Consider the following 12344-nt stretch of genomic DNA (forward strand, 5'->3'; position numbering starts at 1 on the left):
ATCGCACGCAAGCTACGGGCGCGGCGGCACCAAAACATCGTAACGAACGGCCTTGCCCGCAAGTTGATAGCTCGGCTTTATGCCGGCGAGCAACGGGCCCTTCACCGGCCGTTTGATAACGACTTTGCGCGGATGCACCGCAAGCGCTGCCTGGACCAGCGCCTCCTCATCGGCGCACGGCTGCTCCAAGTGATGCAGCAGCTGGAACTTCTTTTTCACCGCCGCGCTCTTGGTGCGCTCGGGAAACATGGGATCCAGATACACCACGTCGGGAGCTGCAAGCTCGTCCCGCTCGATCAGCCCAGCTGTATGGCGAAGGCCGGCAATGCTGTCCTCGCCCGCATGTAAGCGCATGCGCGCCACGGCTGTCGCAAGCGCCGGATCATCTACCGCGCGATCCAAGGCATCCTTGAGGAGCGCCGCGATCACGCAATCCTGCTCATACAGATCGACGGTAAAGCCCGCGGCCGCCAGCAGCAGCGAATCCTCGCCAAAGCCTGCCGTAGCGTCAATCGCCCATGGTCGCTCGATGCCCTTTGTGCGCGCAGCCTTCACCAACAGCTCTTGCTGCAGACGGCCCTGCTTGAGTCGCGGCAGCATGCGGCCAAAATCGGCACGCAGCTCCATCGTGCCGTCGGTGAGCGTGAGGCCCTCGGGCTTCCCGGTCAGCTCAAGCCCCGCGGCCCGAGCAACAGAAAAGGGATCGACGACGCCCATGGGTACTCCTTAGCAAGCAAAACGAATACGTGGGCGCCGTTCATGACGACACCCAACCGTCCGCTATTGTCCCACATGTGACATGGCCCACAGCATCCCAATGCAAAGCACCGCCATCAATCCCGTGCACACGGCAGCGATCACGGAATCACTCATGCGCCTTCCCAACGACCGCGGCTCACGCACTTGCCCTGCTCCGTACATCATGGCTCCTCCTTGAGACCAGCTCTTACCATGGACCCATCATCGCAGCGCCGCGCATACGCTGCCATCGATTTGACTTACGCCCAGCTTTCTTTTTTGAAAGGTTGGACCGTGCGGGCAAGAGACGCTTTCAAACGCATGCATCGCCGCGTTGAACTACAATGTGCTTCACCATATGTGCAGTACATTGGGTGCGCCAAGTTGGCGTACTCGTATCGAAAGGACCAGCCATGAGCTTCACTCGCAAGACTCTCAAAATCCTTGCTCTCATCTACTTTGTTTTGGGCATCGCCAGCCTCGTCACCGCCGGCGTCGGTATCGCCACGGGCGGTCTCGATTCCACGTACGGTTCGTACGCCACGCTCGCAGCGGTCGTGCTTATCGCCAAGGGTCTCGTCGACCTTGCCGCAGGCGTCGCCGGTATCAAGGGCGCCAACAAGCCTTCGCAGGTGGACGGCGCGTTTAAGCTCGGTATTGTTGCCGCGGTCGCCACGCTTGCCCAAGCGGTGCTCACGCTTCCCGCGTTTGGCGGCGACGCCATCAACTTTGGCGCCTTTGTCATCGTGGTGTACGACCTGTTCTTTGTTCAGCAGGCACACGCCGTTAAGGCCGAGAACAAGGACCGCCTATAAGCGCTCGCTTCTCATAACCTCTGCAGCCAAGCAACTAAAAAGGGCCGATCGCGCATCTCCGCGGTCGGCCCTTTACGTTTGCCCAGATAAAACCTACCAAAATAAACCTGTCCCTTTTTGGCAGGTTGTTAGCTGTGGCGGTACTCGGCGATGATGAAGTCGATGTCGGTCTGAAGGGTATCCAAATTTGCCAGGCGCTCTTTGTCGGCGGGGCGCGTGCGGTAGTAGTACGGCGTCATCTGGAACACCGCCTCGATGTCCGCCTGGGTCTGAAGCGTAATATTCGCAGACACCCGCTGCGTTCCGACCAACTCGAGCTCGGTGGTCTTCGGCAGCTTCTCATCGTTAAGGTACGGCGTGTCGTAGAGTACCTCCTTGAGCCCAAAGAGGTGACGAGCACCCGGCACCACGGTGTAGAGCGAACCCTCCGGCGCCAGCACGCGGGCAAACTCGCGCTCGTTAAAGGGGGCAAAGAGCTCGGTCACCATATCGAAGGCGCCATCGGCCACGGGGATGTCCTTCATGTTGGCCACGAAGTAGGTCGCATCGCCGCGCTTGGCGGCCAGGCGCACCATCTCCTTGCCCAGGTCAAAACCGTAAGCATCTACGCCCGGCACCGCGCCCATGGCACTGGTGTAATAGCCCTCGCCACAGCAAATATCGAGCAGCGTCATGGGGCCGTCCGCAGACGTGGCGCGCCCAGACACCTGCTTGCGCACCAGCTCGACCATCGCATCGCGCAACGGCGCGTAGTATCCACGGTTCAAAAAGTCACGACGGCTGCGCGCCTGCGACTTGGGATCGCCCATGGAGTCGCCGCTCTTGGACGAGCGCAGTAGATATAGATAACCCTCGCGCGCACGGTCAAACCGGTGTCCGCCCGCGCATGCGGCCCCACGCTCATCGTCCACCAACGGTTCATGGCAAACGGGACACAACAACATGGCAACTCCTTAGCGCGAACAACACAACGCCCACCATTGTCGCACGCCTTCCCCACCTAGTCATTGGGGACGTTCTTGAATGACTAGTTAGAAGAGATAAGGAGTGTCCCCAGCTGCCGACAGAAAAGGAACGTCCCTAAGTGCCGACTGGTTGCATTAGGAGTATCATCATCTGCGCAAATAAGCACGAAAGAGCATGTTAGAGATTGAGAGCGTATGGCTGACACCGTATCTAAGCACATTGACATGACCACCGGCTCGCTGTGGCGCAATATTCCCCTGTTCGCCTTCCCCGTGGCCGCCACGAGCATCTTGGAGCAGCTGTCGAACCTCATCGCCACGGTCATTATCGGTAACTTCTCGGGCGACCAGGGAACCCTCGCCATGGCGGCGGTCGGCTCCAATGTTCCGCTTACCAGTCTTATGCTCAACCTGTTTATTGGCATGTCGCTTGGCTCCAACGTGGTCATCGCCAACGCTATCGGCCGCAACGATCAGAACATGGTCAAACGCGCCGTCCGTACCTCGATTTTAATGGCACTCGTGGGCTTTGTCGTCATCGCTCTGGGCGAGATCTTTGCCGAGCCCATGCTCGCCGCGCTCAACGTTCCCGCCGAGACCATGCCGCTCGCCTCACTCTATCTACGCGTCTTTTTGCTGAGCATGCCCTCGATTTTGCTCTACAACTTTGAGGCCGCGATCTTCCGCTCCGTCGGCATCACCCGCATGCCGCTGCAGGCGCTTGCCGTGTCCACCGTCCTCAACATTGGCCTGGACCTCATCTTTGTCCCTGTACTCCACTGGGGCGTCGCGGGCGTCGCCATCGCCACCGCCATCGCTTACACCGTCAGCGCCGCTACGCTCTTTATCCGCCTGCTCAAGACCGACTCCGTCGTCCGCGTCACCCCACGCGACCTGGCTATCGACCCCGTCGCCCTCAAGCGCATCGTCAAGATTGGCCTGCCCGCCGGCATCCAAAGCGCTGTCTTTGCCGTCGCCAACATCATCATCCAGTCTGCCATCAACAGCCTGGGCACCGAAGTCATGGCCGCATCGAGCGCCGCCATGAGTCTGGAGTACGTGTGCTACAACCTGCTCAACAGCTTTAGCCAGGCGTGCACCACCTTTGTGGGACAAAACCACGGTGCCCGCCAGATCGATCGCTGCACCAAAACGCTTAAGGTCTGCCTGGTCGAAGGCGGTATCGTCGCGCTCACCACGATCATCGTTATTGTCGGCCTGGGACGCGAGATCTTGTCGCTCTTTAACAGCGACCCCAACATCGTCTCGATCGGCTATATCCGCGTGTGTTCGATCTTCCCGGCGTACGCCTTTAGCATGTTCTACGAAAACATGTCAGGCTACCTGCGCGGCTTTGGTATCTCGCTCATGCCCGCCCTCATCACCATGATTTGCGTCTGCGGCATTCGCTTCTACTGGGTGTTCTGCGTGTTCCCGCACTTCCGCACCTTTGCGAACATCATGATGGTCTACCCCATCAGCCTGGGCACCACGGCGTTCTTTATGGTCGTGGCGGTATTACTCTGCCACCCGGCACGCACCTATCGCGCCACCAAAGCCAAAGCGACAGCCCGCTAAACGCCGCACTCAACGCCACGCCAGTCATTAATTGACAATATGCGAGCTCATATAGTCGATAAAGCGCCTCGTGGCGATGGGCATGGTGTCCCAGCTGCGCCAGGCGGCCACCACATCGCGCGAGGGGGCATGCACGATGGGACGTACGCGAATATCGGCCCGCATGCCTTCGACGGTACGGCGATACAGCATACTCACACCTAGGCCCTCCTCCACCATCGCCATGATGGTGTAGTCGTCGGTCACCTCGCTCGTCACGTGCGGCGACAGCCCATGCGCCGCGAATGCATCGAGCACCAGGCTCTGTTCGCCCTCATCCAGCAGCACAAACGGCTCGGTCGCCAGATCGGCGAGCGTCACCTTTTCCTTTGCCGCCAGCGGATGCGCAGCCGGTAACAGTGCCACCAACTCATCGTGATAGACCACGCGTTTCTCGAGCCCAGCGGTAAATCCGCGCGCCGTAAAGCAAAAATCAACCACGCCATCGTGCACCCACTGGGCGTTGCGCGTGTAATCACCCTGCTTGAGGGTAAAGTGCACGCCCGGGTGCAGGGCCCCAAAATCGCGGATCACACGTGGCAACACGGTTCGACTCACGTTGGTAAACGTCGCGATACGAATATCGGTCGAGGAGAGCCCCAGCAGCTCCTGGCGCTTGCCCTCGAGCTCGGCCTCGGCGGTCACAATCTGGCGCAGGTACGGCAGATATTGTTTACCGTCGCGCGTAAGTGAGACACCCTGCTTGCCGCGCTCGATAAGCGTGGTGCCCAGCTCGCGCTCGAGCGCCTTGACGGCCTGGCTCACCGCACTTTGCGTATAGCCCAGCTCGTCAGCCGCACGTTTCAGACTGCCGCAATCGACCACCATACAAACAATCTGATACCGCGATGCCATCGTGCCTCCGCATCAATGCAGCCGTAAAACGTTTTGCCAGCGCTTTTCGTGCCTACTTTAGCATTTCTTAATCATACTGAAGATACATTCGCTTTACTACATCCACATCTGGGAGCAGAATCCTTTGTGCGAAACCGTTCTGTAACAAAAGGAGTCCCATGGATCGCAAAAAAGCAATCGCGCTCTCATTTTCCGTTCCCGTCGCATGGGGCTTTTCGTACCCCCTCATGAAAATCGGCATGGACAGCATGAACGCCACGAGTATCGTCGCGCTACGCTGCATCATCGCCTTTGTGGCCTGTCTGCTGCTCTTCCACAAGTGTGTTTTCCGTATCAACCGCGACCTTATGGTTCGCGCCGCCATCATCGGCGCCATCATGGCAACCGAGCTCACCTGCATGTGCCTGGGCTCCAGCCTCACCTCCGCCTCCACCGCCGGCTTTTTGCAGAGCCTGACGGTCGTGATCGTACCGTTTGCCAACGCCGCCCTGCTGCGTCGCGCCCCCGAGCGCAAAGTGCTCGTCGGCACCGCCATCGTCACCTGCGGTATGTTGCTGCTCTCGGGCGCCGACTTCACCAGCCTGAACCCGGGCGCACTCATCATGCTGCTCTCCGCCTTTGTCTACGTCGGACACATCATTGTCGCCAAGCGATTTGTCGAAGAAGTCGATCCGCTTGCTCTGGGCGTTTGGCAGCTGGGCTTCGGCGGCTTGTTCTCGGGCATCGCTGCATTCACCTTTGGCGGCTTTACGCTTCCCGGCACGCCCAGCGAGATCGTCGTTGTCGTCGCGCTCGCACTCATCTGCTCTGCCTATGGCTTTATCACCCAGACGCTCGTGCAGCCCCACGTGCCCGCCGAGACCACCGGCTTCGCCTTCTCGCTCGAGCCGGTCTGCTCCGCCGTCTTCTCGTTCTTCCTGGTCGGCGAGGTCCTGAGCCCCATCGCCTTCTTTGGCGCCGCTCTCATCCTCACCGGCGTCATGGTGGCAACCGTCGAGCTTCCGCGCCTTCGCGCACATGGACAGGCTCGCATGGCAGGAGCGCCCGAGCGCGTCTCGTAGACCCCACTCCTTATACAGCCGCGGCATAAAGGCAACCGGTGCGCCTTTACAATAGATGCAAACAGAGCATCTGACGCAAAGGAGCCCCATGGACGCCGCGACCCGCGACCGCAACATAGCAACTTGGTTGGGCGATGCGCCGCAGCCGGTACGTGACACTACGAACCAGCTGCTCGAGCGCATCGCCCTTTTGCGTGCCGAGCAGACCATCTATCCGGCACAAGACGACATCCTCAATGCCCTCGCCTACACGCCAGCCGACCAGGTCAAGGTTGTCATCTTGGGTCAAGACCCCTATCACGGACCCAACCAGGCCATGGGGCTGTCGTTCTCGGTCCCCGCGACGCAAACCAAGTTGCCGCCGAGCCTGCGCAATATCTATAAGGAACTCAAAGCCGATCTGGGTTGCCCCATTCCCGCCACGGGAGACCTAACACCATGGGCACGGCAGGGCGTCCTGCTCCTCAACACTACGCTCACCGTGCGCGAGCATGCCGCCAACTCGCACGCCAAACTGGGCTGGAGCACGCTCACCGACTACGTTATCGAACGCTGCTGCCAGCTGCCCCAGCCGGTAGTCTTTTTGGCATGGGGTCGCTTTGCCCAGCAGATGGTCGAAGGCAAGCTCGTCGCAACTGGTGCGGGCAAGGCAACCGGCAAGTTCTGCCTGGCATCCACGCACCCCTCGCCGCTTTCGGCCAACCGTGCCACGGCAGAACTCCCCGCCTTTATGGGGTCGCGCCCCTTCTCCGCTGCCAATCGGCTACTCGAACAGCACGGCTCGACCCCCGTCAACTGGACTTGCATCGGCTAAAAATCGATACATCAAAAACGCGCCCGATGGCTTTCCATCGGGCGCGTTTCCTACTCGGGCCAAATAAACTGCGTGCGGCCGGCCTCGCCGCCATCGATCAACAGGCTCTGCCCGGTCATAAACCGGTTGGTCACGCCCACAAAGTAGATCCACTCGGCGATCTCTTGGGCGGTGGCCCAGCGTTTAAGCGGCGTGAGCTCCATAATCTGGCTCCACAGGTGTTCGTCTTCCATCACGCAACGGTTGAGCGGCGTGATAACGCCGCCCGGGTCCACACTGTTGGCAATGGCCTGCGGCGCCAGGCGGTTTGCAAGGTTCTTGGTGTAGGCGATAACGCCGCCCTTGCTGGCGGCATAGGCGGGAAACTCCGATCCCGTATGCCCGCTCGCCGACCCCACATTGACCACGGATTTGATAGCCGGCGCCGGCTTGGCGGCAAGCCCCTCCCCCACAAAGGCGTAGCGCTCGGTCACGTTGATGGTGCCACACAGGTTGGCGGCGATATCGTCGGCCGAATCCTGCGTACCGGCAACGTTCACGATTACCTGAGGTTCAAGGTCGCCTGGAAACGAATCCGACTCGCGGACATCAACAATCAGATGGCGGTAGCGCTCGTGCTCGATCGCCGCCGGCAAAAGATCAAAGCCCACGACCTCGTGGCCCTCGTCCAAAAAACGCTGCACGCATGCGGCTCCGATACCGCCCGATGCGCCCGTGATCAAAACCCGCATACTTGCTCCTTAGGCGGTTGCGTGGCGCTCGAGGTACTCGGAGCCCACGTTCTCGCGCTCCCAGCCGCGCACGACCTTGTAGCCCACGGGGCTCAGGAAGACCTCGCACAGCAGCTCGGCGACAGCGCCGGTCAGCGAGCACATAAGGACCTGCACCCAGGTCCAACCAAAGAACGTGTGGCTCACCACAATGGCAAAGACCAAGTTGTCGATAAACTGGCCAACACCCGTAGACACATAGGAGCGGAAGGCAAAGCTCGCAAAGTTATTCTTTTTGAGCATACGGCCAAGCGACTGGTTAAGCGTGGAGTTAACCACGGCAGAAACGAGCATGGCAAGCGAAGAGCCCAGCACCACGTACCAGGTGCCGCCGATGGTGGCGTTAAGGGCGGTGTTGACCTCGATCATGCCCGTGTCGTAGTAGGCGCCCCACATGCCGGGCGTGAGCGAGCATGCCCAAAAGCACAGGCTCACGGCCAGGTTGACCGCCAGCGCGAGGATAGAGATTTTGATGGATGCCCTGGCGCCAAAGCGCTTGCAGATCATGTCCTGGCACAAAAACGAAACCCAGCTCACCACAAAGCCACAGTCGAGCGCCAGATACGGCAGGCTGATAAGTTCTTTGTTGGCCAGCAGGTTCATCATGATGACGCTCACGAAAAACAGCGAAACCGTTGCCGCGGGAATGCTCCGCAACAGGACCTTGTAGTCCTCCATGACCTTCTTGATCATTATGTACTCCTTTGGTTTTAGGTTTAACGAGCAGGATATCGGACCCGAACTGCTCGGACGCCCCGGTCTTGAGACGACGGTGGGTATGATAGCCGCTCACACGGCATCAGGCAAGCAAGCGCGCGGCAGCCCCGCAGGGCCACCGCGCCGATGCGTTAAAACGCTACGTTGCCAAACTCCGACAGGATAAGGTCGGGGTTGTGGTCAGTTGCCCAATCCACGTTCCACGGGCTCGTGAACAGCAGCAGCTTGCCGCCGCGCATGTCCTCGACGCGCAGCGTGTCGCGCGTGAGCGAAAGGCCCGGGATATCGATGGTGTCGGGGTCGTTCTGGATCCAGCGGATGTCTGTATAGGGCAGCGGCTGGCGACGAACCTCAACACGGTACTCGGCCTTGAGACGGCGCTCGAGCACCTCAAACTGCAGCACGCCGACCACGCCCACGATGACGCTCTCCATGCCGGCACCCAGCTCGCGGAAGATTTGGATGGCGCCCTCCTGGGCAAGTTCCTCCATACCCTTGACGAACTGCTTGCGCTTGAGCGTGTCGACCTGCGTAATGCGAGCAAACATCTCGGGGGCGAACGTCGGAATCTGCGGATACTGCACGTGGCGCTTGCCGGAGCACACGGTGTCGCCGATGCTAAAGATACCCGGATCGAACAGGCCCACGATATCGCCCGCGTACGCCTCGTCCACGATGGCGCGATCGTCGGCCATCATCGACGTGCCCGTGGCAAGCTTGAGCTTGCGGTTGCCCTGCACGTGGAAGGCATCCATGCCGCGCTCGAACTTGCCCGAGCAAATGCGCACAAAGGCGATGCGGTCGCGGTGGTTCTTGTCCATGTTGGCCTGGATCTTAAACACAAAGCCGCTAAAGTCGTCGCGGCAGGGATCGACCGGCTCGCTGGTGAGCGTATCGGTATAGGCGCGCGGCGTCGGGGCCAGACGCAGGAACTCCTTGAGGAAGGGCTCCACGCCAAAGTTGGTGAGCGCCGAGCCAAAGAACGCCGGGCTCAGCTTGCCGCAGGCCACAGCATCCAAGTCGAGCTCGTCGCCAGCGCCATCGAGCAGCTCGATGTCGTCCATCAGGTTCTTATGGTTCTCCTCGCCGATGAGCTCGTCCATGGAAGGATCGCCCAGCTCGGCCTCGACCTCGGCGACCTTCTTGGTGGCGTTGGCGTGACCGTCGCCCTCGAAGGCGATAACGCGACGGGTCTGACGGTCGAACACGCCGCGGAAGTTGCGGCCGCTGCCGATCGGCCAGTTCATGGGATAGGTGTTGATGCCCAGAACATTCTCGATCTCTTCCATGAGCTCAAACGGATCGCGAGCCTCGTGGTCGAGCTTGTTCACAAAGGTGAAGATGGGAATGTGACGCAGCGTACAGACCTTAAAGAGCTTTTTGGTCTGGGCCTCGACGCCCTTGGCGCCGTCGATGACCATGACCGCGGCGTCGGCGGCCATAAGGGTACGGTAGGTATCCTCCGAGAAGTCCTGGTGGCCGGGGGTATCGAGGATGTTGACGCAGGCGCCGTTATAGGTGAACTGCAGCACCGAGGAGGTGACGGAAATACCGCGCTCCTTCTCGATGTCCATCCAGTCCGAGACGGCATGCTTGGCCGAACTCTTGCCCTTGACCGAACCGGCGGTCTGAATGCTGCCGGTATAGAGCAGCAGCTTCTCGGTAAGCGTGGTCTTACCGGCGTCCGGGTGGCTGATGATCGCGAATGTGCGGCGCGACGAGATTTCATCCGACAGGCTTGCCATGCGGATCCTTTCTTGCATTGAGTGCATTACGTCGTTGTAACCGCATTATTGTAGCCGCGAAATCCCGCTCTAGGGCGCCTATCAGGACAAATTCATCAGTTGGGGCCTGGGTAGCCGGGCCAATCGGTATTTACCTCTTGCGTAACTGTGCATAGTGTATATATACTGTGCTTACCGGTTATATACACGTGTAGCCCAACAGCTAAGGAGCCGCTGTGGACATCATCCTATCCAATTCGAGCGATAAGCCCATCTACGAGCAGATAACCTCGCAGGTCAAAGCTCAGATCTTATCGGGCGCACTTACTGCGGGAGCCAAACTCCCCAGCATCCGTACACTCGCGAGCGACCTGGGCGTGAGCGTCATCACCACCAAGCGCGCCTATGCCGATCTGGAGCAGCTCGGCTTTATCTGCACCGTGCAGGGCAAGGGCTGTTTTGTCGCCGAGGGCAACCAGGAGCTCTTGCGCGAAAACCAGCTCTGCCATATCGAAGAGCTGCTTGCGAAAGCGGCAAGCCAAGCCGAAACCCTGGGTGTCACGCGCGACAAGCTGCACGAGATGCTCGACCTGGTAGCCCCCGAAACCATGCAGTAGCCATCTGCAAGAAAGGCTATACCATGCAAAACTTGCTAGAACTCAAAGGTGTTTCACGCCGCGTGAGCGGCCGTTTTTCGTTGCGCGACGTCACACTTGCCGTGGAGCCCGGCCAGATCGTCGGCTTTGTGGGCGCAAACGGCGCCGGCAAGACAACGACCATTCGAGCCGCTCTCGGGCTAATAAAGCTTGATGCCGGCGAAGTGCACCTGTTTGGGCAGCACTGTGGCGCCGACGCGCCCGATGAGTTGCAACGCCATCTACGCTCCCGCGTCGGTCTTGTCCTGGACACGTGCCCCTTCCCCTCCACGCTCAAAGTGGGCCAGATCGAGGCGCTCGTAGGCTCGGCGTACCCCACGTGGGACCGCGAAACGTTCGCCGGATTCATCAACCGATTTGGCCTCGATCCCAAGACAAAGGTCAAGGACCTCTCCCGCGGCATGGGTATGAAGCTGCAGCTCGCCTGCGCGCTCAGCCACAATGCCAAGCTGCTCGTTTTGGACGAAGCCACCGCGGGCCTCGATCCCATGGCACGCGAGGAACTGCTCGATGAGCTGCTCGCCTTTGTCGCCGACGGCCAGCGCAGCGTGCTGCTCTCGAGCCACATTACGTCTGATCTCGATCGTGCTGCCGACCGCGTCATCTGCATCGATAACGGCTCGATTGTGTTTGACCTGCCACGCGAGGACATTACCGACCGCGCCGGCATCGCCCACTGCACCCAGGCACAGGCCGCCGAGCTCATGGCTTGCGTCGAAGGCACCCGCGCCGCCCGCCACGCCTACAGCGTGGACGTGCTCGTGCCCAACCACCGCGAAGTGCTCGAGGCCTTCCCCGAGATTCCCTGCGATCGGGCAACCATTGATGACTATCTTCGCTTCATGCTGAAAGGGGCTTTGAAATGAAACGCGCCATTATGTCCGAGCTTGCCATCGTTCGCACGCTCGTCCCGAGCATCGCAGGTGTCGGCCTGTTCATCTTCGTCGTGCTGACCGCCGTCAGGGCATCGAATGGTGATTCCGATATGAGCGCCGCCGGCGCCTTCGCGATCAGTGCCATGTCGCCTATCATGGCCATGACGTCGCTGGCCGGGCTCGACAACCAAAACGGATGGGAGCGCTATCGGGCAATGCTGCCCATCTCACGCAAAGACATCGTCAGCGCACGCTACCTGTGCATCACTATTTTCTCGGTCATCATGGCGTGCGCGGGCGCGCTGTTGAGTATCGTCGCCATCCCGATCTTAAACAGCGTGGGTATCCTCTCCACGGGAGAGACCGTCTTTGAGACCGCAGTCGCCTCGGCAATATCGATGCTTTTCTCCCTCATGGCGGTGTTTTTGGTACTGCCTCTGTTCTTTCGATTTGAACACATGAAGGCGCAACGCCTATCCGTTGGTCTGTACGCCCTATACATGTGCCTTATCATGGTCACGCTAAACTCATTCAACCCCATCAGCAACCAGCTCATGTCGATTGCAGGGACGAATCCCGATCCTTCCGTTCTTGGCTTCCTGTGCGCAGGAATTGCCGCGCTGGCAACGGTCGTCCTTGGCGCTGTCAGCTGCGCCATCAGCACCAAGGTTTATCGAGTACGCGATCTGTAGCCACGCGAGTCTCAATCCACGAAGGGCGCGATCGCCCCCCCCCCC

General features: G+C 60.0%; 13 protein-coding genes. 7 read left to right on the top strand and 6 right to left on the bottom strand.

Features of this window, described 5'->3' with window-relative positions:
* Positions 1 to 12 precede the first annotated feature (12 nt).
* Positions 13 to 717 carry a class I SAM-dependent methyltransferase gene (locus GPK42_RS06325; RefSeq protein ID WP_215694281.1) on the bottom strand — a complete coding sequence of 235 codons (705 nt, stop codon included), beginning with the start codon at positions 715 to 717 and terminating at the stop codon, positions 13 to 15.
* Between the two features lie 434 nt (positions 718 to 1151).
* Between GPK42_RS06325 and GPK42_RS06330 the strand changes: the two genes are divergently transcribed.
* On the top strand, positions 1152 to 1553 hold the full coding sequence (locus GPK42_RS06330) for a hypothetical protein (RefSeq protein WP_055286664.1): 402 nt from the start codon (positions 1152 to 1154) through the stop codon (positions 1551 to 1553).
* A gap of 128 nt (positions 1554 to 1681) precedes the next feature.
* Here the strand turns inward: GPK42_RS06330 and GPK42_RS06335 are convergent, their stop codons facing one another.
* Positions 1682 to 2497 carry a putative RNA methyltransferase gene (locus GPK42_RS06335; protein WP_215694283.1) on the bottom strand — a complete coding sequence of 272 codons (816 nt, stop codon included), beginning with the start codon at positions 2495 to 2497 and terminating at the stop codon, positions 1682 to 1684.
* Between the two features lie 216 nt (positions 2498 to 2713).
* Between GPK42_RS06335 and GPK42_RS06340 the strand changes: the two genes are divergently transcribed.
* On the top strand, positions 2714 to 4096 hold the full coding sequence (locus tag GPK42_RS06340) for an MATE family efflux transporter (protein ID WP_215694285.1): 1383 nt from the start codon (positions 2714 to 2716) through the stop codon (positions 4094 to 4096).
* A gap of 27 nt (positions 4097 to 4123) precedes the next feature.
* On the opposite strand, the gene GPK42_RS06345 is transcribed toward GPK42_RS06340, so the two are convergent.
* A complete protein-coding gene (locus GPK42_RS06345) occupies positions 4124 to 4990 on the bottom strand; it encodes a LysR family transcriptional regulator (RefSeq protein WP_215694287.1) in 867 nt (288 codons plus the stop codon).
* A gap of 158 nt (positions 4991 to 5148) precedes the next feature.
* On the opposite strand from GPK42_RS06345, the gene GPK42_RS06350 reads away from it, so the two are divergent.
* Together GPK42_RS06350 and GPK42_RS06355 are read left to right on the top strand one after the other, a co-directional pair.
* A complete protein-coding gene (locus tag GPK42_RS06350) occupies positions 5149 to 6051 on the top strand; it encodes a DMT family transporter (RefSeq protein WP_215694289.1) in 903 nt (300 codons plus the stop codon).
* 88 nt (positions 6052 to 6139) lie between these two features.
* Positions 6140 to 6865: a uracil-DNA glycosylase gene (locus tag GPK42_RS06355; protein WP_215694291.1), complete on the top strand. Its 726-nt coding sequence runs from the start codon at positions 6140 to 6142 to the stop codon at positions 6863 to 6865.
* A 50-nt stretch (positions 6866 to 6915) separates the two neighbouring features.
* Here GPK42_RS06355 and GPK42_RS06360 read toward each other — a convergent pair whose 3' ends face one another.
* The 3 genes from GPK42_RS06360 to GPK42_RS06370 form a co-directional block, all read right to left on the bottom strand.
* Positions 6916 to 7596 carry an SDR family NAD(P)-dependent oxidoreductase gene (locus GPK42_RS06360; protein ID WP_215694292.1) on the bottom strand — a complete coding sequence of 227 codons (681 nt, stop codon included), beginning with the start codon at positions 7594 to 7596 and terminating at the stop codon, positions 6916 to 6918.
* A gap of 9 nt (positions 7597 to 7605) precedes the next feature.
* Positions 7606 to 8328, bottom strand: a complete 723-nt coding sequence (locus GPK42_RS06365) for a VUT family protein (protein ID WP_252200153.1) — start codon at positions 8326 to 8328, stop codon at positions 7606 to 7608.
* A 155-nt stretch (positions 8329 to 8483) separates the two neighbouring features.
* A complete protein-coding gene (locus GPK42_RS06370) occupies positions 8484 to 10097 on the bottom strand; it encodes a peptide chain release factor 3 (RefSeq protein WP_055286676.1) in 1614 nt (537 codons plus the stop codon).
* A 215-nt stretch (positions 10098 to 10312) separates the two neighbouring features.
* Here GPK42_RS06370 and GPK42_RS06375 point away from each other — a divergent pair, with 215 nt between their 5' ends.
* From GPK42_RS06375 to GPK42_RS06385, 3 genes are read left to right on the top strand one after another with little or no spacing between them, the layout of a single operon-like run.
* Complete coding sequence (locus GPK42_RS06375) at positions 10313 to 10693, top strand: GntR family transcriptional regulator (RefSeq protein WP_215694294.1); 381 nt, start codon at positions 10313 to 10315, stop codon at positions 10691 to 10693.
* A gap of 23 nt (positions 10694 to 10716) precedes the next feature.
* Entirely contained in the window at positions 10717 to 11598 is an 882-nt protein-coding gene (locus GPK42_RS06380; protein WP_215694296.1) for an ABC transporter ATP-binding protein, read from the top strand.
* On the top strand, positions 11595 to 12299 hold the full coding sequence (locus GPK42_RS06385) for an ABC-2 transporter permease (RefSeq protein WP_215694298.1): 705 nt from the start codon (positions 11595 to 11597) through the stop codon (positions 12297 to 12299). The genes GPK42_RS06380 and GPK42_RS06385 overlap by 4 nt, the downstream gene beginning before the upstream one ends.
* Positions 12300 to 12344: the final 45 nt, after the last annotated feature.

This window comes from Collinsella aerofaciens (genome assembly GCF_018785265.1).
Classification (GTDB): Bacteria; Actinomycetota; Coriobacteriia; order Coriobacteriales; family Coriobacteriaceae; genus Collinsella; species Collinsella aerofaciens_AI.